This is a genomic window from Phaeodactylibacter luteus (assembly GCF_007993045.1).
Taxonomy (GTDB): Bacteria; Bacteroidota; Bacteroidia; order Chitinophagales; family Saprospiraceae; genus Phaeodactylibacter; species Phaeodactylibacter luteus.
Genome location: NZ_VOOR01000023.1, coordinates 66,539 through 93,207 on the forward strand (window position 1 = coordinate 66,539; position 26,669 = coordinate 93,207).

The following is a 26,669-nucleotide window of genomic DNA, read 5'->3' on the forward strand; positions in this document are numbered from 1 at the left end:
ATAGCTTATTCTACCCCCTCACCCAAACACCGCCCTCAGCTCCACCTCAAACCCCGGGAACAGCCCCACCGGTACCTTATCGCCCACGGTGTACGGGGTGGAGCGGGGCAAGGCGTACTGTCCGTCCGCGTCCAGCCGATAAGGGAGCACCGTGCCCTCAGCCGGGTGCACCACCCAGTACTCCTGCACGCCGGCGTGGCGGTAGAGCTCAAACTTTTCGTTGAGGTCCTTATGGGCGGTGCTTTGGGAAAGGATTTCGATGATCCAGTCGGGTGCGCCATGGCAACCACGGTCATCAAGTTTGCTGGTGTCGCAGATGATGCAGAGGTCGGGCTGCACTACCGTTTCAGTTTTATCTTGCTGCTGTTCTGCTTCAGGAAGTGGAAGGCGCACATCAAACGGGGCACTGAACAGCTTGCATTGTTTGCCTATCAAATAGCTGCCAATGGCTACGTGTAAATTACTGGAAGCCGACTGATGAGAAGTACCCGGAGCAGGTGACATACGCACGACCTTTCCGCGGATGAGCTCCACCATTTCGTCGAGCTGCCAGGTGAGGTAATCGGCGTAAGTATATTTTTTTGAAAGATCTAGCTGATCGATGCTGGTAATCATGCCAATGCTTTTGACTAAAATACAGAGAAATGGCAGATAGTTCAACTTTTGTAACGGGTACTCAGATTGCCTACTACCACCTTTGCCACCGCAAACTTTGGCTGTTTGCCCACAATATCAAGATGGAACAGCACAGCGAGCTGGTGGCCGAAGGTAAATTCATCGATGAGCACAGCTACCTCAAACGCGCAGAGCGATGGCAGGAGCTGAGCATTGAAGGTATCAAAATCGACCACTTTGATGCGAAGCAAGGGATTGTGAGGGAAGTCAAAAAGAGCCGTAAGAAAGAAAACGCACATAGAGCGCAAGTGCTGTACTACCTATATGTGTTAGAGCGGAATGATATCCCCGTTTCACATGGCTTGCTGGAATACCCCAAGCTCCGCCAAACCGAAGAAGTATGGCTAACAGAGGGAGACCGAAAGGTTATCCCTCATTGGGAAGCGGAAGTGCTCCGGATCACTCAGTTGGAAAGTTGCCCGGGGTTGGTCAAAAAACCCATCTGCAAGAACTGCTCCTATTACGAATTTTGCTACGCCGAATAATGAACCATGAAAAAGCCCTACTACCTGTTCAACCCCGGCCGCATGAGCCGCCGCGACAACACCCTCAAGTTTACTGCCGTAGATGAGTTGGGCAATGAGCAAAAGCCCCGCTATTTGCCCATTGAAGGCATAGAAGCCCTCTACATCTTCGGCAGCATAGATACCAATAGTGCGCTTTTCAATTTTCTAGGGAAACAGCAGGTGCCCGTGCACTTCTTCGATTACTACGAGCACTACACCGGTTCTTTCCAGCCCAAGGAATACCTTCTAGCAGGAAAAATGCAGGTAGAGCAGACCCGTGCCTACCTGAGCAGCAAGCGCCGGATGCATATAGCGCAGCGCCTCGTAAGCGGGGCGAGCTACAATATGTTGAAAAACCTGCGGTACTACAACGCCCGAGGCCGTTCTTTGGAGCAGCTGATAGAGCAGATCGAAAAACTACGGCAGCTTATTCCAGAGGCGGAAGATGTCCCTTCGCTGATGGGGATAGAAGGCAACTGCCGGCAGACCTACTATCAGGCCTTTGAGCACATCATTACACATTTTGAAATGAACGGCCGGCACAAGCAGCCACCGTCCAATGAGGTAAATGCTGCTATTTCTTTCGGCAATATGATGTGCTATGCATTGGCGCTCGACATGATTTACCATACACAGCTCAACCCCACTATCAGCTTTTTGCACGAGCCAGGCACAAGGCGCTTCAGCCTGGCGCTAGACATAGCCGAAATTTTCAAGCCCATTTTGGTAGACCGCACCCTGTTCCGGCTGTTCAATCAGCGGGAGCTGCAAGAGAAGCACTTCGAGCAGCAAGCCAATGGCTGTTTTCTCAAAGACAAAGGCCGCAAGGTTTTCATCATGGCTTTTGAAGAGCGGCTGAAGCAGACCATACAACACCGGAGTTTGGGGAGGAAAGTCAGCTACAAACGCCTGATGCTATTGGAATGCCATAAACTAGCCAAATATTTTTTACGCATGGAAGAAGCGTACCAACCCTTCAAAATCTGGTGGTAATGTATGTGATCCTGGTCTACGACGTACATCAAAAGCGGGTCGGCAGAATGTTGAAGCTGTGCCGCCGCTACCTCAACTGGATTCAGAACTCTGTCTTTGAGGGCGCTATCAGCGAGCTCAAGCTCAAGGAGCTGATCTTCGAAGCCCGGCAGATTATGGATGAATCCTACGACAGTATCATTATCTTTAGCAGTAGGAACGAGCGTTGGCTGGACAAACAGGTGATCGGGCTGGAGAAAAATGAGATCGATCAGTTTTTGTAGTGCGCGTCGACCTGCGCCCGAGAACACAAACGGTATAAAACGCACACCCATTTAAATGCTCAAAATACTGGATATCAATTTATTAAGCCAGTCGTCGACCTCTTGGCAAAATCCGCTTATTGGAGGCCGACGAGAAAACCGGAGCCAAAAAGGCTCAACGTTCTTTGACAATTGGTTAATCTTTAGTTACTTACACATCGGCTTTGCCGGCCACTTAATCGCACCATACTGGAATTGAAACTAGCTGCACGCTCTTGCTGCTGCCTAGCACCTCATCACTTAATCGCACCATACTGGAATTGAAACCTCTTTTGCCCTGGCTAGGGCGTAGTGCTTCTCAAACACTTAATCGCACCATACTGGAATTGAAACTCGTCTGAACACCCACCTTGTTGTGGGTGTATTCCACACTTAATCGCACCATACTGGAATTGAAACTTCTTGAAGAAATTAGCCCCATAATCACGTGCAGCACACTTAATCGCACCATACTGGAATTGAAACGATGCAAAGAAAATGTTCATGCTGTTAGAGTGTGAACACTTAATCGCACCATACTGGAATTGAAACCCCTCTATACCCAATCTGGAACTGGCAGTTGCCGCCCACTTAATCGCACCATACTGGAATTGAAACATCACATCATGGGGTATGAATATTCTCCAAATGAAACACTTAATCGCACCATACTGGAATTGAAACCCGGGAAACAATGCTTGAGTTTACGCTGAGGGAGTACACTTAATCGCACCATACTGGAATTGAAACTCAAAAACAACAACAATGAGAATAGAGACTTTCAACCACTTAATCGCACCATACTGGAATTGAAACTCCACGACAGGCTCATTGGTGTAAGACTTTGACGACACTTAATCGCACCATACTGGAATTGAAACCCGGCAACCAGATCGAGTGGCCTACGGTTGATGACACACTTAATCGCACCATACTGGAATTGAAACCTTTCGGTAAGTCATCTTGCCCCTTACCGCGACCTCCACTTAATCGCACCATACTGGAATTGAAACTTTTGGAATACAATTCTATTGAACCCACTCGTCGCACACTTAATCGCACCATACTGGAATTGAAACTTTTTATCTATTGCTGCAACCCCTATTGTGTTATCATCACTTAATCGCACCATACTGGAATTGAAACAGGGTACAACCTTTTTTTGTTTCACTGTTAAATCTCACTTAATCGCACCATACTGGAATTGAAACGGGCAAAAGAGTGGGCCTCTAAGAAGCAGTTGCCGCACTTAATCGCACCATACTGGAATTGAAACAACAAACAATAGGTAGGGCAAAAAAAGTAAAAAAAACACTTAATCGCACCATACTGGAATTGAAACGTCCTTATTCCTGTAAGCCTCTTGCTCGGTAGTGCTCACTTAATCGCACCATACTGGAATTGAAACGGCGCTGTAATCTCCCCTGTAGCAGCACTTACCGCTTCACTTAATCGCACCATACTGGAATTGAAACAAAAGCCTGATGGGACTTCAGTATTCGCGCTTGCACACTTAATCGCACCATACTGGAATTGAAACATAAAGTGACTCATCAGATTTAAGCACCTTTACTGCACTTAATCGCACCATACTGGAATTGAAACGGTATCACCCTGCTGCCCCTGCCGGCCATCTGAAGCACTTAATCGCACCATACTGGAATTGAAACCTGACCCCTTGCCGGACTTGGTCGAGGCGCACAAGCCACTTAATCGCACCATACTGGAATTGAAACTCCTTTTAGCCAACAGGATGAGAAATGCCGCGATACACTTAATCGCACCATACTGGAATTGAAACTTTTCCCCTACAATAATCCTCAAACGTCCTGTACTCACTTAATCGCACCATACTGGAATTGAAACCGATGTAAACATATCAGGAGCGACAGATGGGCAAGTCACTTAATCGCACCATACTGGAATTGAAACCTGGAATACCTACCCTAGCGAAAGGGGGTTGCTGTCACTTAATCGCACCATACTGGAATTGAAACAAAGCAAGAAACCAAATACCTTGTCCGGGCTTAAGCACTTAATCGCACCATACTGGAATTGAAACAAAACACGCAACCCTTTACTGCTAACTTCATAGAAGCACTTAATCGCACCATACTGGAATTGAAACCAGCGTCACAGACAATGCAGTGGGTTCAGTTACTAATCACTTAATCGCACCATACTGGAATTGAAACCTTGATAGTCCTGCTCATGGCAGCCCATCTCAATCCCCCACTTAATCGCACCATACTGGAATTGAAACCTCGCCCGGTGTGCTGGCATTTTCGATAGCGTCAGCCACTTAATCGCACCATACTGGAATTGAAACTCGTCTGAACACCCACCTTGTTGTGGGTGTATTCCACACTTAATCGCACCATACTGGAATTGAAACTGGCCTCTCCGATTCCCAAAGCCCATGCGCCTCTGCACTTAATCGCACCATACTGGAATTGAAACCTTTCGGTAAGTCATCTTGCCCCTTACCGCGACCTCCACTTAATCGCACCATACTGGAATTGAAACCATACTTTAAAGTCCTAAACGCAAGCAGGCTAGAATCCACTTAATCGCACCATACTGGAATTGAAACATCTAATGAGGACTGCAGGCTATTTTATGCCCGTTACACTTAATCGCACCATACTGGAATTGAAACATTTGTCCCCATTATGCTTGCTTTTTAATTCTGCGACACTTAATCGCACCATACTGGAATTGAAACATCTCTTTTAGCCTTGTTAGTTCTTTTTGAAGTCCACACTTAATCGCACCATACTGGAATTGAAACTTGAGGGCTTGTTGTCGTTCGCTTCTATCGTCGCTCACTTAATCGCACCATACTGGAATTGAAACTCAGCTCCCTGAACCGGTCTGCATCTTCCCAATTCCCACTTAATCGCACCATACTGGAATTGAAACGAGGCTTTATGGATTTGGTCGGTCTGGGTCTGATCACTTAATCGCACCATACTGGAATTGAAACGACTCATCCCACTCGTCATCTATCAGCGTAAAGCCGCACTTAATCGCACCATACTGGAATTGAAACCTTCCTCACGAACAGCTTTGCATATTCGCTGCCCTCACTTAATCGCACCATACTGGAATTGAAACCTTGGTGATCGTGCGGTTCAATTCTTTTGGAGCACCCCACTTAATCGCACCATACTGGAATTGAAACAAAGTTTGATGAGGTATAAAACGGGTTTTGTTTCATCACTTAATCGCACCATACTGGAATTGAAACTCCGGTAAAATACATCTGGAAAATGCTGCCTTACCCACTTAATCGCACCATACTGGAATTGAAACCCGGCTTGCAGCATCAGCTCGACCCTGTCTGTCACCACTTAATCGCACCATACTGGAATTGAAACCTTTTGCTGCAAGGATTTTTATCTCCTTGCCAAGCTCACTTAATCGCACCATACTGGAATTGAAACTTCAGCTTCTTAGGTGTCTTTACGAACCCTAACCGCACTTAATCGCACCATACTGGAATTGAAACTATTGTGATGCCACCAGCCTTTTTTCCAGCCCATCACACTTAATCGCACCATACTGGAATTGAAACGTCGGCATCCACCACAACTTCGCCGCCCCGCCGGGCCACTTAATCGCACCATACTGGAATTGAAACCTCCTCTCCGGTGGTAGGGTCTACGAGCACGTCATGCACTTAATCGCACCATACTGGAATTGAAACTGCGCTCCTCTATCTCTTCTTGTTCATTGCGCTCGCACTTAATCGCACCATACTGGAATTGAAACCTGCTGTTGCATGTAGGTACGCACTTGCGCCTCTGTCACTTAATCGCACCATACTGGAATTGAAACGCGCTAAGGCTGTCCTTTAGCCACCCTGTGCCTCCACTTAATCGCACCATACTGGAATTGAAACTGGTAATGGCGAGGGCAGAGGCGATGGACCTTGAAACACTTAATCGCACCATACTGGAATTGAAACTGCGTTTCCTGTCATTATCGTTCAATTTTCTTGATCACTTAATCGCACCATACTGGAATTGAAACGACTTTCTCTGAGTTTATCGGCAGTGTAAAAGATGCACTTAATCGCACCATACTGGAATTGAAACGCGGCGGGTGGATTTTCCGGATTAATGCGGTAGGCGCACTTAATCGCACCATACTGGAATTGAAACCAGCATCAGCTGGGCATTTATTTTCCGGTCTACCTCCACTTAATCGCACCATACTGGAATTGAAACGTTATCAGGTCGGAGAGGATTAAGCAAGATGGCAATCACTTAATCGCACCATACTGGAATTGAAACCACTTTAGCGGAAGGCGACCCGGAAATATTAAAGCACACTTAATCGCACCATACTGGAATTGAAACTTTTCATGGGACAGTGGAGGGCGTTACAGTTGATAGCACTTAATCGCACCATACTGGAATTGAAACCGCTCTAAAAGCGACGATAGCGATAATAATGCCTACACACTTAATCGCACCATACTGGAATTGAAACGGCAGTATATCAACTTCTGCCTCTTGCCTGAAAAACCACTTAATCGCACCATACTGGAATTGAAACAAGCACATTACGCCGGAGCGCGTCATCCAGATGGCCACTTAATCGCACCATACTGGAATTGAAACAAGCCACCTGTGGTAGTTGATGGCCTGCCCTAATCACTTAATCGCACCATACTGGAATTGAAACTGCGTTTCCTGTCATTATCGTTCAATTTTCTTGATCACTTAATCGCACCATACTGGAATTGAAACTCGACAATAATAGAAAACAAGGAATAATCATTATACACTTAATCGCACCATACTGGAATTGAAACCTGGCCGGTAAGGACAGGCGTAGGATTGCCTGACCACACTTAATCGCACCATACTGGAATTGAAACCAAGCACCGGCAGGCAGTGCAACTACAGTAACGTGGCACTTAATCGCACCATACTGGAATTGAAACCGGAAAGCACCTCAAACTGATAGCCGCCATCCTTGACACTTAATCGCACCATACTGGAATTGAAACCAAATGTAGAGGCTATCCGGGCAACAGGGATTAGCGCACTTAATCGCACCATACTGGAATTGAAACGAATGTAAAGTATAGGATTTCAGGTTTATTGACTACACTTAATCGCACCATACTGGAATTGAAACTACTACCTCCGACCCCTCGCGGGCTTCTAAGCTATCCACTTAATCGCACCATACTGGAATTGAAACAAAATCCTAAAATGCTCGACATCCGCTATATCTACACTTAATCGCACCATACTGGAATTGAAACATTCCCAATCAGTTCGTGCAGGACCCAGTGCGGCTCACTTAATCGCACCATACTGGAATTGAAACCTCATTTTTCTTCTTGCTGAAATAGGGCGCGAAGTACACTTAATCGCACCATACTGGAATTGAAACCACATTGCCGGCCCTCAGGGCGGGCTGGATGGCTATGCACTTAATCGCACCATACTGGAATTGAAACAATGGGGAGGAAAACGAATACATTGACTTCACTGATCACTTAATCGCACCATACTGGAATTGAAACGTTTTCAATCAGCTCATGCAGCACCCAGTGCGGCTTCACTTAATCGCACCATACTGGAATTGAAACGAGTTGCCGGCACTTGGTCAGGCGTGCCTACCCCTCACTTAATCGCACCATACTGGAATTGAAACACGGCATCTGGATGTTCAATGACAGCACCCTTGCTGCACTTAATCGCACCATACTGGAATTGAAACTGCGCAGGTAGTATTCAATTTCCATCCGTCAGGGTTCACTTAATCGCACCATACTGGAATTGAAACAGGCCTGAACAAAGAGTGCAGGGCGCGCTCCATCCCCACTTAATCGCACCATACTGGAATTGAAACCGTAGGTCAAGCTTTAGCAGATGCAGGCTTTGAATACACTTAATCGCACCATACTGGAATTGAAACCGCAGGGTCAGGACGCTTTTAAGGGCTAAGCCTGCACTTAATCGCACCATACTGGAATTGAAACTGTTACTAATGACCTACCTTTTTGCAGGGCTGGCTCACTTAATCGCACCATACTGGAATTGAAACGTTGCTTTTACAGTTTGGTTATCGCTTATTTCATCCACTTAATCGCACCATACTGGAATTGAAACAGGATTTAGTTTTAGCGGAAAGCAACTAAACTTTGACACTTAATCGCACCATACTGGAATTGAAACCCATAGTGTTGTCTGTAGCCAAGGCCGGGATAAAGGCACTTAATCGCACCATACTGGAATTGAAACCTGATAGGCGTAGGTAATCGTGCCTGTGCCCGTCCCACTTAATCGCACCATACTGGAATTGAAACAAAAGAAAGGAGGGCCGTATGCCCCCCTAACCCCCACTTAATCGCACCATACTGGAATTGAAACAAAGCGAGGGCTAGGGCAATGTAGGGCGATAGGGCGCACTTAATCGCACCATACTGGAATTGAAACGACGTTGCAGGGAGTTTTAATTTTGTCGGGAATGGCACTTAATCGCACCATACTGGAATTGAAACTGCTATCAGCAGACGAGGAGTGGTGGACAGGCACAGACACTTAATCGCACCATACTGGAATTGAAACCCTCTAGGGTAGGGGTGGTGTGCTCCTCCTCCACTTCACTTAATCGCACCATACTGGAATTGAAACTTGGCGGCCTTCCTGTTGCCGCCTCTACCAAAAAAGCCACTTAATCGCACCATACTGGAATTGAAACTCATACACTCCTCCGGAAAACGTCAAGACCGGCAACACTTAATCGCACCATACTGGAATTGAAACTCGCCTCAGCCGCCTGAATATATTCAGGCTTTTCTTCACTTAATCGCACCATACTGGAATTGAAACCATAGCGGGCTAAATTCATTATCATGCTCACAGATACACTTAATCGCACCATACTGGAATTGAAACTTTTCGATACATCGTTAAGACCTTTTTTGTAAGTCCTCACTTAATCGCACCATACTGGAATTGAAACAGGTTACCCCACATGGGGTTTCCGTCCGGCGTAAAACACTTAATCGCACCATACTGGAATTGAAACATTGTTTAGGCGCCCTACTCTCCTTCCTCCGGTTCCACTTAATCGCACCATACTGGAATTGAAACCGTTAAAGGTCGTGACGTACTGCCGGGCGGCGGCTTCACTTAATCGCACCATACTGGAATTGAAACTAGACGGGCTTCCCCGTTGTTTCTCAGTTCCGCAACACTTAATCGCACCATACTGGAATTGAAACCCGGGGCGCGTTAATGTGGTAATACAGAGCGAAGACACTTAATCGCACCATACTGGAATTGAAACTGCCCTGTAGCGCTGCGGCCCAAGGGCTGCCCGTTCACTTAATCGCACCATACTGGAATTGAAACACCGTTAAACGCATTGGCAAACCGGCGTGCTTCCCCCACTTAATCGCACCATACTGGAATTGAAACTTTTCAATTGTAAGCGTGATCGTTTCGCTTCCTGACACTTAATCGCACCATACTGGAATTGAAACCCGGGCATTATCGGTTACAAAAGTGCTATCGTACTTCACTTAATCGCACCATACTGGAATTGAAACGCGGGCAGGAGGTCAAAACCTATTTACCGCCTACGCCACTTAATCGCACCATACTGGAATTGAAACCGTTAAAGGTCGTGACGTACTGCCGGGCGGCGGCTTCACTTAATCGCACCATACTGGAATTGAAACAGGGTGTTGTCCGTAACGCTGTGGGCTGAATAGATCACTTAATCGCACCATACTGGAATTGAAACACGGTGGACACTCCAATAAATGCCCTCTTTGGCGTCACTTAATCGCACCATACTGGAATTGAAACAGGTTACCCCACATGGGGTTTCCGTCCGGCGTAAAACACTTAATCGCACCATACTGGAATTGAAACGAGAGCAGCTTCGCCACCCCAACCGCTGGGCAAGAACACTTAATCGCACCATACTGGAATTGAAACAAGCCCTATTGGCGGGCTAATGGCTATAATTATGAACGCACTTAATCGCACCATACTGGAATTGAAACTCATCCATTCTACAAAGCCTGGTTGCAACTTCATGCACTTAATCGCACCATACTGGAATTGAAACAAAATCGTCTGCCTTTTCAAGCAGATGGGCGCCAACACTTAATCGCACCATACTGGAATTGAAACTGTATCGTCTTTTGCACCACCTTTTTTTATAGGCAACACTTAATCGCACCATACTGGAATTGAAACAGGGACAAATGGGAATCATGCTACGCAGACAACTGCCACTTAATCGCACCATACTGGAATTGAAACCTCTTATTCCCTTTCCTAAAGTGGGGGCTATTGCACCACTTAATCGCACCATACTGGAATTGAAACTGAAGTTGTCCGCATCAAGCCGGGCCCCGCCTGCGGCACTTAATCGCACCATACTGGAATTGAAACTCCTTCTCCCACTTCCTGTAAGTCATCTTGCCCCCACTTAATCGCACCATACTGGAATTGAAACGCCTTTTTTCCAGCCCATGAGCTCCCTGAACCTGCACTTAATCGCACCATACTGGAATTGAAACTATTCATCTGATTTGATTTTTGAGACCTCATATACCACTTAATCGCACCATACTGGAATTGAAACCCTTTCTGCCGTCCACAACATAAGCTGAGCATTTATCACTTAATCGCACCATACTGGAATTGAAACACATTTTGCAGCGCATTCTTTAGCCCTCCATTCACTTCACTTAATCGCACCATACTGGAATTGAAACTTGTTGCTCAGGTGCTCATCTGTAAGCACTTGCTCGCACTTAATCGCACCATACTGGAATTGAAACCGCCCTAGCGAAAGGGCTTTTTTTTGGCCTAATGGCCACTTAATCGCACCATACTGGAATTGAAACTCTTTATAGTCAGCAACCACATCATAGCCCAGCTCCACTTAATCGCACCATACTGGAATTGAAACAGACCTCACACAGGCTATCAGCATGAAGACTGCAACCACTTAATCGCACCATACTGGAATTGAAACAGCTTAATTACTGATTGATTTATCTCTCTCCCTGCGCACTTAATCGCACCATACTGGAATTGAAACCTGGCGCGAGGCGCGCAATGTCTACAACGGCGATGCACTTAATCGCACCATACTGGAATTGAAACTTGCTATCCTCTACCACATTGCCGATTATGATAGTACACTTAATCGCACCATACTGGAATTGAAACGAGGCCAACAGGGCCACTTTGGGCCATGCAACGAATCACTTAATCGCACCATACTGGAATTGAAACCAAGTTTCAAATCCAGTACCTTGGCGGCTTGGCGGCACTTAATCGCACCATACTGGAATTGAAACACCTATAGGACTGTAGAATATACAGAACCTGGAAGACACTTAATCGCACCATACTGGAATTGAAACATCATCTTGCCCGAACGACACGTTGTCCTTTATCGCCACTTAATCGCACCATACTGGAATTGAAACCAAGGCGTAAGCCTCAGGGGAGATTACAAAGGTATTCACTTAATCGCACCATACTGGAATTGAAACAGCTCTAATCTTAATGTTCATGTTTTTGTTGTTTACCACTTAATCGCACCATACTGGAATTGAAACTACTTCGAACGGCACGCCCTCCGGGGCGCTCTTGCCACTTAATCGCACCATACTGGAATTGAAACAAAACTTACCTTTCAACACACCTGCGCGAAGCAGTGCACTTAATCGCACCATACTGGAATTGAAACTGGTGCTAGGCATTTCGAATAGACTTCCTTTATCGTCACTTAATCGCACCATACTGGAATTGAAACATAAATAATCGGCTCCCGGAGGATGCGGAGGGAGCTACACTTAATCGCACCATACTGGAATTGAAACTCCTTTCAGCGATGCAAGAAGAAGTTTATCGCGAACACTTAATCGCACCATACTGGAATTGAAACTTATTGAATTGAATCCTGTTAAACCCATTCACAGCCCACTTAATCGCACCATACTGGAATTGAAACATGACTGCGTAGTTAGCAGTGTCAATGTCGTTTAGATACACTTAATCGCACCATACTGGAATTGAAACGATGAATTCGGTGTTTTGGTGTTTTGGTGTTTTGGTGGTTTGGCCACTTAATCGCACTATACTGGAATTGAAACGATGGTCGCTGCGCTCACTCCGGCGCGCGTTGCGGCACTTAATCGCACTATACTGGAATTGAAACCATAGTTATGGTTTTACGGTTTTATGGTGTTTTGGTATTTTGGCCACTTAATCGCACCATACTGGAATTGAAACCATAGTTATGGTTTTACGGTTTTATGGTGTTTTGGTATTTTGACCACTTAATCGCACCATACTGGAATTGAAACTTTTAAGAGCACCACAGCACCACAGCACCACAGCACCACAGCACCACAGCACCACAGCACCACAGCACCACAGCACCACAGCACCACAGCACCACAGCACCACAGCACCACAGCACCACAACACCACAACACCACAACACCACTTAATCGCACCATACTGGAATCAGCAACAGCCTGATAGCGTTGGGCTATTATGTATAAATTACCTAACCAACAACTCAGCCTTCCCAAGTCCAACCCAAAATATCACAGGGGCTTATGCTTTTCGGGCGCTAGCCTGGCATCGGCCTAGCGCTGCGCAGGGGTGATAAGCCCGTTAGGGCCGAGCGGGCAGCGAGCCCCGGAGCATAGCGGCGCCTGCCCTCAGGCAGGGGCAGGCCCCAAAAAACGACAATCTGGTTTTTGCCCGTTCAAGAGCTGCTATCTCACCACTATCTGCTCTGTAGCTATTAAAGCTCCATCCTGCGAGAAAACCTGCATCCAATATGTGCCTGCTGGTAGAGTCGACAAGTCTACTTGCCGTAGTGCATGGCCTCTAGGGGCCTTCCTTGAAAGCATATTCCGGCCTGCAATATCCAGAAACTGTAACAGCAAAGGGGAATGCATTTCTGTTTCTATAAAAACTGAACCTGCAACAGGGTTTGGGAACACAAGCAAAGGCTGAGCGTTGAGGCTTTCCGCCTTATTTACCATCTGTACCTCGAAAGTAAAGCTTGCAAAACATCCATTTGCATCCGTAACAGAAAGGCTGTAAACCCCAGGCTCAAGCAACGACAAGGAAGGCCCGGTATGGCCGTTGCCCCATTCGTAGGCATAAGGCGGTGTACCACCAATAAGACTGTCTAAAGTAATACTGCCCAAGCTACTCTCGGTTGCAGGTTCTATTGTGGCAAAAGCGTTAATTGAATCTAAGGCTGGCACTTCAAAGAACAGGGTGTCCTGGCATAGGGAGCTGTCCGTCACGACCGCTACGTATGCACCTGATAGGAGCTGGGTGTTTGACGCTATAAGCTGGCCGGCGGTGTCAATGACCTGATAGGAAAATGGCCCAATACCTGACGCTGTCAGTACCACTTCGCCATTGGCTTCTCCCGGGCATTCCGGAGGCAGGACTTCCAATGTGGCCAGGCTTAGTTTTGGCTGCTCAAAGGCCCCAAGGTCAACCGCCCCGTCTTGTATGCGTGGTGAGCCCAAAAGATCCGTGGCCAGGCCGAATGCCTGAACGATAGAGTCCAGCCCGGCATCAATCGCTGGTGAGCAGGAGGACAGCCGGAAATCCCCACCATCAATATCTACAATTTCTGAGTCTGTAGCTAAAATCACCCCTTCTCCGCAGGCCTCATCGCCCCCGGGCATATCACAATCCGGAGCAGTGAAGATGCTATGGCTGACTTTGAAATCATACAGGTTGTTTTCTACCCCTTGAATGATCCCATTCAACAGATGGTTGCGCATGGTCTCTGCTCCTGCCTGTTGAAAGACACAGTTGTAGATGTACATGTCATTGTAGAAAGTTTCGTAGTCAAAATCAGGGGAGCGATTTTTTGAAATGGTATAACTCCCATTTTCAATAAAAGAGCAATTCAGGATCGTAGACTCCACCAGGCCATGCCCACTTGTAAAGCTTAATGCGCCCGTATTATTGGCAAAGAGACAATTATAGAATAGGTTATAACATTTTGTTGGGCTCCCTAAATTCCCCAGTACGACAAAGCCCCCTCCAATTATTGGCCCTCCGTCATTATTAATGAATTGGGTGTTCGAAATGGTTTGGTAAGAAGTGATCTCTCCGCCGAGAAAGGTTGTCTGAAATCCCGCTCCACGGGTAGTGGATTTATTATTGATAAAGGAAACAGAATCTATCTCCAAGAAATATGCTGAACTATTAGGCCCTGCTATTGATAGAGATACACCTCCCCCCCAAGCATTGGTTGACTCGTTGCCATCGAAAATACTTCGGTAGATTTTAAACCCGGAAGCCCCTCCCGAAGAAAATAAATCGACATCAAGGAAGACCCCTCCGCTTGTTGCGGAGTAATTATTGACGAACTTAGAATCAACAATAATGACTTCAGAGCCCCCTGATGCTGAGAAAAAGTTTGCTCCGCTCCCAGACACCACTGTGTAGTTATTTTCAAACTCGCATTCCTGAAACAGTAAAGGCTGGGCCAAAGCCACTAGATTTACACCACCTCCGGAGAGCGCATAATTCTCACTAAATACACAACGATCAAAGAACAATGTATCAATAATACTGCCGTTATCTCCGCTTCTGTAGAAAGCTCCCCCATCAACAGTAGCCCGATTAGAAATAAAATGGCAATTTTCAAGCCTTGGCGTAATGCCCAGATTGTCCGGGCTATTCACGCCGATTGCAGCCCCGTAGGAACCGCTGTTGCCTTCAAAGGTACAGTTACGGATAATCATTTTAGATGCCGAAGTGTCCCCCTCCTCGGTTGTAATAAACAGCCCTCCCCCATAGCGGGTATCAAAGGTATTGCCATTGCTATTGCCATGCCTGATATGGAAACGGTCTAAGACCGTATGCTCATCGGGGCTGCGGGCCGTCAGTACGTGATAGCAATTATCTGTGCTATCCGTAAATACGCCAATATCTCCACTCAATATGCTGAGTACACCTGTGGTGTCCCGCTCTTCAAATGTAGCTTCATTGCCCAGAAACCCTCCAAATATTTTCACCCCTTTTGGGATTTCATAGGTCGCATGCCGGTCCGTGCCATCTGTCGGTCGATAGAACCCCTGGGCCACCCATATAGAATCGCCTGCTTCTGCTACCTCCAACGCGCTGGATAGGTTGGAGTAGGCCGTCAACCATTGGAGCCCGTCCTCAATTCCTGATGTATTACCCCTGTCCACTATTATTCGTTTGCTTTGAGCTTCCAGGGAGGGAAAAAGCCCAAAGATTACGAGAGCTATGATAAAATAAAGCCGCATCTGTGAATGATTTTCGTAAAAGCCAAACAGAAAGGCTTCAGAAGCCTTTCTGTTGGTGAGACTCGAATATGTTTTAACTGACCTTACTGTTTGATAAGACTACCAAGAACTACTTCATCATCTGCCCTTAGCACATAGAATACTGTCGTTCCATTAGGTAGCGTACTAAAGTTATTGTTGACTACAAAACTAGACGTACCAACAGGAAAGCTCCCCTCATCCTCGTACCAAAAGCCAAAACCATCGTACATGGTCAGTTCTACGGTTTTACTCTCTGTGAGTTCAAAAGGTATGTTCACCTGAGTTGAAACTGGGTTTGGAAAAGGAGCTGTCGCCCTTAGCTTATTGACTGAAGTGACAATTTCAAGATCTAAATCAAAAGCGCTCACTATCCCTCCCGATTCCTCTCCGAAGACAAAGAAGGATGAAAAAATCGCATTGTTGGTTGATATAAAATTAGAAATGTTACAAATTGGCTTCTCTGCCACCAACGTTAGTTCAAATAAATCTACCTGCCCAGCATATCTTTCCTTAGATTTCGCTGACCCCAGTTCAGGGTCAACCCATACTATGGAAATATTCTGATCCTCAGAAACAGAAAAGTTGGTTGTGGAAAACCCTGCTAAGTCCATTGACCTAACGCCTCTGATGTAAGCCCCTTCCAACTGCAAATTAGCCTGAAAACCCTCAATATTCTGTAATTGATCAGTAGATACGGCTACCTGGAATACTTCACCCGCTGAAATACAGGCATGAGGGTCGTTGACAAACGTAAGTTGTGTAACAGTGGTATCTCCTATCAAATTTTCATCAAGTGACCTTGCAAAAGAGTTATCAGCATCACCGGATTTTACCGCATTAAAGGTCCAGGTATCCACATCCTGTGCCTCCGCATTTAACAGATTAATGGTAATCTCAGACAAATAGCTAGGATCGCCCGTTTGCGGATCATCCAGGTAGGCTCTATCTTCTGTACCAATAGCCCAACTGGCATTGAATGGGTCTTGAAAAAACGGCGTTTCGAATGATGTTGATGATAGGGCATATCTTGGAACAAGCCTGAAAACAGGCACCTCTGGGAACTCCAAGAATATACCTAAAATCAACTTACGTATTTGTATCATATCCAAAACAGTAATACTGCCAGTATTATTGACATCACCAGCTATTTTATCATACGGCGAAACAATCAATTCAGTGCCCAATATGTGCTTTTGTAGCCGGATTAAGTCTAATACGGACACCTCATCAGAAGCATTATAAAAATCAGCGGTCCTGTCTTCTCTCTGCCTGATCACAATATCCTTATCCTCAGGCAATAAGATCAAGTCTGGATTGATGAAATAGCTGCCATCTTCAATACTCAAAACTTGGCTAAAATCTGTTAGTGAAATATCCTGATACCTCAGCGCCATATTTTCCATTGGAGGAAAAGCAAACTGATCGTTTGCCTCATCGTAGGCCGGTGCAAACACAAATCCCTCAGAAATACCCAAATAATTAGGTGCAGGGAACGAAGTGCAACCTGTACCTGTATTATTGATAATGGCACTACCATGGGTAAGGAGGACTTGTCCCATTCTTGTTTGCTGCCCAGCACTGAAATATTCCCAAGAGAATTGATAATACGACATAATGTTTCCTTGATCGGGAAAATACGTTTCCTGAAGCTCACTGCCATCGGGTGCAACATGAGTTACAATGCACTCACCTTGGGCATTAAAGTCGCACAAATTTCCTGAAACACCCCCAATTTCATAAAAGACATCAACTTCCGTATCAGCTATCATGTCGCCAGTGCCAGAAGGTGTACAGGAACAACTTGAAGGACAAGGGCATAAAAACCCATTCGGGTCTACAAAAAAGTTATAAGAATTGTCTGGCTTTAAAAAGGCGGCTATTTCGCCAGAAAAAGGGTTGTCGCCAACGGTATTGTGGAATGTATGCCGCAATCCAAGCCAATGGCCTATTTCATGTACAAGTGTCTTATCTCCCCATGCTTGAGATATAGCTACTCCTGATTGATTGGTTACACCTAGCGTGAAAGCCCTTGCTCTCCCATCAGAAAACAAATAGACATTTAGCTTATCCGAATCATGATATTGGCTTGACAGTGTATTATATGTTGCGCCAGATATCGGCTCCCCGTGATAAGCCGGGTCGTCTACAACAGTATGCTTACATAAGTAGAACGTGATATCATCAAAATACTGGGCTGAATTGATCCTATCGATTGAAGCCATAAAGTTTTCCAAAGGATAGTTTTCGGGCTGTACACCTGCTGCCGGGTTCACCTGTACCAAATGGATAGGTATCGAATAAGTCGTAGTCCCACTTGAAATTGAGGAAGATAAATTACTGATAAACAAGTTATAGGCCGGATCATCTAACGATTCGTACCCACATTGGAACTGAGCAGAGAGCGGAAACCCTATACCAAAGGACAAAAACAATACCATTGTTGATATTTTGGCATTATTTACCAATGAAACAGGGGGGGGGGGTGAAATAAATAACTTCATATCGGAATGAATTTTAAAATGGGTTAATAGTTGATGTTAATCGCCTCTAAAGATATGAAATATACTGGACAAACACACAATGTACCCTCACTTTAAATACATATACCCATCGAGCGCAACCCAAAATATCACAGGGGCTTATGCTTTTCGGGCGCTAGCCTGGCATCGGCCTAGCGCTGCGCAGGGGTGATAAGCCCGTTAGGGCCGAGCGGGCAGCGAGCCCCGGAGCATAGCGGCGCCTGCCCTCAGGCAGGGGCAGGCCCCTATCCTTGCGGCAAGGGCAAGCCCATCACGCAAAGCAAGCTGGGCAGGGCAAAAAACGACAATCTGGATTGCGCCCAACTCCTCCCTCCGCTTTTTCCTAAAATGTACCTCCATACAAAGTGCCGGGCTACAACCTTTGCAGCCCGCCGCCAAGTCCGTATCTTGAACCGCCACGACCTAACCTCCAACGCCATGTCTTTCCAAACCCGGTTGATTGCATTTATCGCACTGTTTTACCTCTGCGGCCACTTCTGGCTCGGCCGCTGGCAGACCGCACTCTTCTATGGTGACAGCAATAGCTACTACCTTCACACCTTGTCTTTGCTGCATTATCAGGATGTAGGGGATTACAGCAAGACGATAGGCAGCCTGCTGCAGGCCCACCCGGGCGCAGCAGACCCCCGCGAAGACAAATATGGCGTCCGGCAAACGCCTACAGGCCGGTACTACATCAAGTATACCCTGGGAGCACCGCTTATGGAAGCCCCCTTCTATTTCCTTGGGCATTGCTGGGCCAGCTTGTCGGGGCACTACCCTGCAGACGGGTGGAGCCGCCCCTACATCCTCGCAGTCAGCTTGTCTACCTGGTTCTACCTGATGGCAGGGTTCTACTTATTGGCAGGGCTGCTGCTGCGGTATTTCCCTCCCTGGGCCGTAGGGCTTACCATCCTTACCCTGGCTTTGGGCACCAACCTCTTCTTCCACAGCACCTATCTGACGATGGCGCACGGGTTCCTGTTTTTTGATTATTGCGTGCTCTTGGCACTGAGCGAGCGGTTCTACCGCAAACCGGGGCCAGGAAGCGCTCTGCTCATCGGGGCGGTAGTAGGCCTCATTGCTCTTACCCGCGCCCCAGAGGTCATCAGCCTGCTGATCCCCCTCCTATGGGGCGTCAGCAGCCAGGCACAATTCCGCGAACGGCTGCAATTTTTTACTGCCCACTGGCACTACCTCGGGCTCGCCGCAATCGGGCTGCTCCTGGCCTTCAGCCCTCAGCTCGCCTACTGGCAGTATGTAAGCGGGGAGTGGCTGTTCAACCCCTATCAGGGGGAAGGGTTCAACTTCCTGAAGCCGCGCATCCACAAAGGGTGGTTCGACTTTGCCAATGGCTGGCTGATTTATACACCGGTCATGGCCCTGAGCCTGCCCGGGCTCTATCTGCTGCGCCGCTTTGCCCCCGGCGCTATCCTGCCAGTAGCACTTTTCGTGTTCCTGCAAGCTTACATCCACTATTCTTATTATGCCTGGACCTACTTCCCCGGCCTGGGCTCCCGCCCAATGGTAGAGGCTTATGCAGGGCTCAGCTTTGGGCTCGCTGCCCTGCTCTCCCTCGGCTTTCGCCGAAAGGCTACCGCTATCCCCCTTGCCGTTTTCCTCCTGGCCTGTACCGGGCTAAACCTTTTCCAGACTTGGCAGATGCAAAAAGGCATCATCTGGAGCGAACGGGGCAACGCTGCCTTTTACCTCGAAACCTTCGGCGCTACAGGGCCATCGCGCAATGCCCTGATCGCATACGACCTCAAGGAGGTGCAGCCCGATACCAACCGGCTGGCTTTTCAGCAACGCCTGTTGGCCCATGCTTTCCCCAATAGCACAAAGGAATGGGTCGCCCCTTCCGGGGAATACGACCTGGCGCCCGGCATCCCCCTGCCGCAACAGGCCGCTGGCCAATGGCTCAAAATAACCTTGGATGCGCGCATTGCCCCTGGGGACGAAGTGTGGAACCGCGACCTGACCGCCGTGCTCTTCCTTTTTTATGAAAATGAAAAAGGGCACCGAAAAAAGGGGCGGCATTTCCGGATTTCTTCCCACCTCGGCAATGAGGACTTTAACATCTGGTCCGCGGGCAAGCCGGGCCCCTGGCAGGAAGTCAGCTTCTTCATCCGCATACCGCGGAAAGCAGCGCCCGGCTGGGAAATGCAGCTGGTGCTGAACAACAGCCACAACCAAAAGCTCCGGCTCCGGCAGCTCGCTGTAGACTGGTACGGCCCTTCCTGAAGCGGCAACGGTTTTTGCTAGGGCGTGCGCACCATTTTTCGTAAGTTTACCCGTTTCCGGAAAAAACCGTTTTACGGGGTGCGCAGCGCGTTCTGCTGAGTGGGCTGCCGCGCCAACCGCAGCATTTTGATACCTGGTATGCAATTGTTCCAAACCGACACCCACAAAGCAGCTCATCAGATTGTCTTTGACCTCTACCATTTCGGGGCACAGCTTCACCTGCCGACCGGCTATATCGTCAGCGAAGACCGGGACGGACTGCTGGCTCATATCCGGCAGAAGGCCCTCCCGGAAACGATCGGCAGCTTTGGCCTGCCACTCTCCCCTACCCTTTCCCGCCTGTTCCAGCTGGTGGAAGAGCTGCAGCCCAAAGCCCTGGAGGCTCGCTTCAAACCCAATAAGCGCAAGAAAACTACCCTGGAGGAACTGCTAACAGACCGGGATATCGCCCGAAGCATCTACAAATATGCACATGCCCGCCTTGATGAGCTGCTGTCCACAGCCGTTAAACATCAGATCGCCATCACTTGGCAGGTAGAGCGGACTGTGCTCGCCAAAGACTTTGTGCTATTGCCTCAACCTGCCCCTTTAGAGCCCCGCCTTTTCTTCAAGCGGGAAACACAAGGGGTGCGCTACCGGCTGCAGCTGGAAGATGAGCACGGCACCTGGCCCATCAGCTCAAAGGATGTGGTGCCCATTACCAACCACCCGGCCTGGATTTTCGTCGATTACCAATTGTTCCGGGCACCCGCCATCAATGGGCATATGGTGCTGCCTTTCCAAAAGAAAGAGGAGGTCATCATCCCCCAAAAATCGGTAAAAACCTATTTCCAGAAGTTCATCCTCAAGGTCGCTGCCAAATCTGAAATAGAAGCGGAAGGCTTCGAGGTCACACAGCACCAGGAGCTCAGCTCCTGCATACTCGAGCCCATCCGGGATATTTTCTCAGGCCGCTGGGCACTAGCGGTGTACATGCAGTACCCTGGCAGCAAGTTCCTTTGGAGCGACCGCAGGGAAAAGAAGACCAGCCTTGAGTTTGAAGGGGAGGAGGTCCGCATCCTACAGGCACAGCGGCAGCCCGGTGCAGAGCACGAAAAGGTGGAATTGCTGAAAGCCATGGGCCTGGCCGCCGGGGAGCATGCCCACTTCTACCCCGAAGGTGCACAGCCCGACACCCCCTATGCCACCCTCGAATGGCTGAGCAGCCACCGGGCAGCACTGCAAGCAGCCGGGTTTCAATTGCTGCCCGTAGCAGAAGATGGGCAGCAGCTCTACCTCCACCCTCCTTCTATCTCGCTCAGTGCAGGCCAGGACAATGACTGGTTCGACCTCAAAGGGGTTGTCACCGTAGGCGAATTCAGCTTCCCCTTTATCAAGCTGGCCAAGTACATCCGGGACAGGCAGCCGCTGTTCCCCCTGCCCAACGGGGCGTATTTCATCATCCCGCAAGAGTGGATGGCCCGCTACAAAAGCCTATTCCAATTCGGCTCCCGCGAAAAAGACGGGCTGAAGCTCGCTAAAAGCCACTTCACCCTGCTCAAGGAAATAGGGCTCGGGGCGGGGGAAGAAGTAGAAGAAGAACGGCAGCCGGCAACCGATTTCCAGCCTTCCCCTCTGCTCAAAGCATCCCTAAGGCCTTATCAGCTAGAAGGCGCGCGGTGGCTCGTCGGCTTGTACGAGAGCCAGCTCGGCGCTTGCCTGGCCGATGATATGGGCTTGGGCAAAACCCTGCAGACCATCACCGTGCTGCTGCACGCCAAAGCGCAAAAAGCACAGCGGGGCAGCTCAGCGCCTCAGGAAAGGCCGGCACAGCAGCTTGGGCTCTTTGCCCCGGCAGAAGACTTCGATACCCTGCAGCCCCTCCAATCGCTTATCATACTGCCTGCCTCCCTCGTCTTCAACTGGGAGGCCGAAATACGCAAATTCGCCCCAAGCTTGCAGGCCTACCGGCATACCGGGCCCAAACGCTATAAAGACATCCGCCTCCTCTCCCGATTTGATGTCCTCCTGACCACTTATCAGACCGCCCTGCGCGATCAAGAGCTGCTTGAGCAAATCGAGTTCGAATACATTGTCCTGGACGAGAGCCAGTACATCAAAAACAAAGACAGCAAAGTATTCCGCGCCATCAACCAGCTGCAGGGGCGGCACCGGCTTTCCCTCAGCGGCACGCCCATCGAGAACTCCCTTTCCGACCTCTGGGCCCAAATGCAGTTCATCAACCCCAACCTCCTGGGCAGCTTCAACTTTTTCCAAAAAGAATTCATCCGCCCCATTGAGAAACTGCAGGACGAGGACAAAAAAGCACAGCTGCGGCGGCTCGTCAGCCCTTACCTCCTCAGGCGGACCAAAGAGGAGGTCGCAAAGGACCTGCCACCGCTGACGACCAAGACGTTCTACTGCGAGATGACGGCAGAGCAAAAACGCCTGTACGAACGAGAAAAATCAGCCGCACGCAACTACCTCCTCGAAAATTATGATGCCGCCAACCCCCAATTCCGCTTCAAAGTGCTGCAGTCGCTGACCAAGCTCAGACAGCTGGCCAACCACCCTAAAATGGCGGTAGAGGCTTATGCCAAAGGCAGCGGCAAATTCGAAGATGTCCTAGAACACATGGACACCATACGGCGGGGAGGGCACAAAGTACTGCTGTTCAGCTCCTTCGTTCAACACCTCGAGCTGTTCAAAGCGGCTTTCGAAGCCCAACAACAGCCCTATGCCTGGCTGACCGGCGGGCAGGCCAGCCAAGAACGGGAGAAAGCCGTGCAGCAGTTCAATGAAGACCCCAGCCTGGGGGCTTTCCTCATTTCCATTAAGGCTGGCGGGACGGGCCTCAACCTCACTTCGGCAGACTACGTCTTCATCCTCGACCCCTGGTGGAACCCCACAACCGAACAGCAGGCCATTGCCAGGGCCCACCGCATTGGGCAAGACAAGCACGTCATGGCCATCAAGTTCATCACTCGGGGCACCATAGAAGAGAAAATCCTAAAGCTGCAGGAAAAGAAAGCCCGGCTGGCGGAAGATATCATCGAGAATGTGCAGCAGGCCCAGTTTTCAAAAGGCGACCTGGAGTACTTGTTTGACTAGTGCCTTAAGTCATAAATCTCTGATACTTAAGTTGAAGTTGTTTTCCGGCTAATCAAGGCGAAGGTTCGCGACTTTAGCCCGAGCTAAAGGAGCGGTTCTTTAACGAAGAGTAGACGGAAAATAACGAAACTTGGGGTGTCAAGGATTTATGGCTTGAGGCACTAGTGCTGCCCAGTTGCTGAAGTGGCCCGAGGCTTAAAAACCAAAGCCGGCAGGTTGGATAAAACCCAGTTGTAATCTATCCACAGCAGTTGTGGGCAATGACACAGCATCAAAGCCCCTCTGTTTGCAGGCCGGATCTTTTGGGGCTTGCCCCCTCCGCAAGGATAGGGGCCTGCCCCTGCCCAGCGGGCAGGTGCCGCTATGCTACGGGGCTCGCTGTCCGCTCGGCCCTGACGGGCTTATCACCCCTCCGCAGCGCTAGGCCGTTGCCATCCTGGAGCCAAAGCCTGCGACATTTGGGCTTAGAGCTCAACCTATAGTTTTGGCCCTTTTGGACGCAAATGGGTGGCGGCCCTACACAACAAAAAGGCTCCATCAGCCTATGGGCAAAACGAGCGCATGCCCTCGGCCCTCCGGGCCAGCTCCTCAATATTGAGGTCATGCTCATCCATAAACCGGAAGAGCAGGGTTTTGCCGGGCAGGAAAGCCACATAGTTCTCCCCAAAACCGAGCATGTACGAAACCCGGAACCGGCAGTCTTGCCCAGCCACCTCCTTTGACCAGAAAGAATGCTGATAAGCGCCCCCCCGATAGTCCCCCCCGGTAGCAAAACCCTCCCAAGCGGCCGGGTCGAGCGCTTCAAGGACAGTTTCCCGGTGCAGGAGCTGCTCCCCTGCATGCTGCCCGCCGTTCGCCAAAAGCAAGCCAATCTTCGCCGCTTCATCCAAAGTAGGCAAGGCGCCATACGCCAAAATGGGGATAGCCGCTGAGGCGTCCGCCTCCAGCGTATGAAGCACGGTAAAGTGGGGTGCCCCTATGGGGTTCAGGACATGCTCCCTTACCAGCTCCCAATAGTGAACACCTTCCCCCTCCCGGCTTTCCACATACCGCTGCAGGGCATAAGACAATACAAATGAATTGGTGGAAGCATAGTTGAACTGCTGCCCAGGCAAAGGGGGCGCATCGCCCAGGGCCGCAATATTGTGAATGGCCTCCTCGGCTGTCTCCGCAGCAATGAGGGGGGCAAAAAGTTGAGCAGCGCCCTCGCCACCGGCCGTGCCCGTTGTCATATCGAGCAAATGGCGGAATGTGACGCCTTCCCAGCCGCCTCGCCCAGCCAAAGCGGCCACGTACCGGCTGACGGGCTCTTCCAAAAGCCCTGGGCCATAACGTTCCGCAAAGTAAAACAAGGAAAGGGCGCCAGCCATGCTTTTGGTCACAGAATACAGCCCATGCCGCATCTCCTCAGGGTAAGGGAAAAGACCGTGGCGGGTCTTGGGCGGATGCAGGAAAAGCGTGCTGTCCAGCATAACAGCCCCTAGGCTTGTAGGTGCGCTGGTGTAACCCATCTGGCCGAAATAAGCAGCCAAAGCCTCACTCCCGGGCGCTTCGCCAAGCGGTCGGACGGGAAGCCTGCCCTCCTCCTCCTCCAAATGCCTGCTGACAACCGCCGCTGAATCCGGCAATGGCATAGGCTGGAAACTTGCAGGCAGTACCGCGCGGATATTGCCCAGCTGCCGATCGTCAATGTCGGCAGTCTCTTGGCTGCACTGCAGGCAAACCTGGCTGACGGAGTCTTGCCCATAGACAAAAGTGGCGACGCAATTCCTCGCCTGCCCCACCCATCTATCGGTCAGGGTAAGGGGGAAAGACGCCCGGCTCCAAGCGCCATCGCCTTTTTCGCGCCATACCCTGCCCGCACCGGGTATCACATCCCAATAGCTATCGCTCTGCTGCCTGGTATCCATCCGATCTTTTCGGCCCGGTATCAGCTGGCCTTGGCTGGCCACAAAGGAAAGGCTTATGCGGGGGAACCGGTCTTCGCCAGGATAATAGGCTTTCTCCTTAGGGAAAACCAAAGGGGAGGCAGCAAGGGACAAAATGCCCGAAAAAGGGGCAGCTGCGCTATCTTCCGCCCAATCTGGGCGGGCAAAAAAGCTCATATCCATCAGCGGCTGAGGCTTGCCCTGCAAGAGCTCATCTACGGTCAGTTGGCTTCTCGGGCTAGACATCACAGGGCCATCCCAAGCGGTAGGGCCTTTCTGGCAAGCGCCGATAAATGCCGAAAGTGCAATCAGTATAGGGAGGTGCTTCACAGGCAGAAACGGTTTTTATGGCGAGAAAATACAAAAAACAAAGCGATCCCTGCCTTTACTTATCTTCTGTATCAACCTGATAAAACATTATTGGCTCTATTTTTTGATCTAAACTTGCCATATTTTGAATCTTGTTTTTTAATGATACACAACGGTCCGGGCAGGCGCAGTAGGGGATTCTCATCCACCAGTGTTGCCTCCCAAATATACAAAGGCCCGACGACAGCAGGCGACCTTTTTTCGCCTGATGGCGGCGAGCGCCGGTAATAGAATAATCAGCGTCGGTTTCTAAACCACTCCCCTATTGACGCCTGCCCATTGTTGTCTGACGTTTCTATATTCCAAGTTATTTTATTTCCTCGTTTGTTGAGTTAAATGCTTTAAAAGCAAAAGAATCTTCTTTGACATAATCTTCTTTGAACATACTCCAAATCATTTCATCTCTTAATTCTCCTTCTGTATCAGTAGTTCTATTTTTGAGAGTGGCTTCGTGATAAAACCCAAGCTTTTTGGGGATTCCTTGACTTGCGATATTATTTGGGGCACATCTTATTTCAATTCTATCAAGTTGTTCGATTTCAAATCCAACCTTAATTAGAGCTTTAACTGTTTCGGTAGCATATCCTTGTTTCAGATAATTTGCATTAATCCAATAACCAATTTCTCTTGCATTTTCTCCCAATCGGGTGTGAAGTCCTGATGACCCAATAAGTTTATTTTCATCTTTGTTAAAAATCCCAAAAGTATAGTCAAGTCCTAAG

Annotated in this window: 10 protein-coding genes and 1 CRISPR repeat array; of the genes, 5 read left to right on the forward strand and 5 right to left on the reverse strand. The window is 49.0% G+C overall.

The window, feature by feature from the left end; all coding sequences use genetic code 11:
• Positions 1-18 precede the first annotated feature (18 nt).
• Positions 19-615 (reverse strand): Uma2 family endonuclease, encoded by a 597-nt coding sequence (locus tag FRY97_RS12225; RefSeq protein WP_147167822.1) that lies wholly within the window; start codon positions 613-615, stop codon positions 19-21.
• 29 nt (positions 616-644) lie between these two features.
• Between FRY97_RS12225 and cas4 the strand changes: the two genes are divergently transcribed.
• From cas4 to cas2, 3 genes are read left to right on the forward strand one after another with little or no spacing between them, the layout of a single operon-like run.
• Positions 645-1,160: a CRISPR-associated protein Cas4 gene (gene cas4, locus FRY97_RS12230; protein ID WP_147167823.1), complete on the forward strand. Its 516-nt coding sequence runs from the start codon at positions 645-647 to the stop codon at positions 1,158-1,160.
• Positions 1,161-1,166: 6 nt separating this feature from the next.
• Positions 1,167-2,174 (forward strand): type I-B CRISPR-associated endonuclease Cas1b, encoded by a 1,008-nt coding sequence (gene cas1b, locus FRY97_RS12235; protein WP_147167824.1) that lies wholly within the window; start codon positions 1,167-1,169, stop codon positions 2,172-2,174.
• Positions 2,174-2,437: a CRISPR-associated endonuclease Cas2 gene (cas2, locus tag FRY97_RS12240; RefSeq protein ID WP_147167825.1), complete on the forward strand. Its 264-nt coding sequence runs from the start codon at positions 2,174-2,176 to the stop codon at positions 2,435-2,437. The genes cas1b and cas2 overlap by 1 nt, the downstream gene beginning before the upstream one ends.
• Positions 2,438-2,648: 211 nt before the next feature.
• A CRISPR array of direct repeats spans positions 2,649-12,821; the repeat unit is 30 nt; unit sequence CACTTAATCGCACCATACTGGAATTGAAAC.
• Between the two features lie 420 nt (positions 12,822-13,241).
• Here the strand turns inward: cas2 and FRY97_RS12245 are convergent.
• Positions 13,242-15,698, reverse strand: coding sequence for a T9SS type A sorting domain-containing protein (locus tag FRY97_RS12245; protein WP_170254618.1), 2,457 nt, complete (start codon positions 15,696-15,698; stop codon positions 13,242-13,244).
• A 161-nt stretch (positions 15,699-15,859) separates the two neighbouring features.
• Positions 15,860-18,298 carry a dockerin type I domain-containing protein gene (locus FRY97_RS12250; protein WP_147167827.1) on the reverse strand — a complete coding sequence of 813 codons (2,439 nt, stop codon included), beginning with the start codon at positions 18,296-18,298 and terminating at the stop codon, positions 15,860-15,862.
• A 366-nt stretch (positions 18,299-18,664) separates the two neighbouring features.
• Here FRY97_RS12250 and FRY97_RS12255 point away from each other — a divergent pair, with 366 nt between their 5' ends.
• Both FRY97_RS12255 and FRY97_RS12260 read left to right on the forward strand, forming a co-directional pair.
• A complete protein-coding gene (locus FRY97_RS12255; protein ID WP_147167828.1) occupies positions 18,665-20,560 on the forward strand; it encodes a hypothetical protein in 1,896 nt (631 codons plus the stop codon).
• Between the two features lie 126 nt (positions 20,561-20,686).
• On the forward strand, positions 20,687-23,650 hold the full coding sequence (locus FRY97_RS12260; RefSeq protein ID WP_246141706.1) for a DEAD/DEAH box helicase: 2,964 nt from the start codon (positions 20,687-20,689) through the stop codon (positions 23,648-23,650).
• A 542-nt stretch (positions 23,651-24,192) separates the two neighbouring features.
• Here FRY97_RS12260 and FRY97_RS12265 read toward each other — a convergent pair.
• Positions 24,193-25,908 (reverse strand): serine hydrolase domain-containing protein, encoded by a 1,716-nt coding sequence (locus tag FRY97_RS12265; RefSeq protein ID WP_147167829.1) that lies wholly within the window; start codon positions 25,906-25,908, stop codon positions 24,193-24,195.
• 346 nt (positions 25,909-26,254) lie between these two features.
• Positions 26,255-26,669 (reverse strand): GNAT family N-acetyltransferase (locus tag FRY97_RS12270; RefSeq protein ID WP_147167830.1); only part of this gene is annotated, 415 nt, incomplete at its 5' end.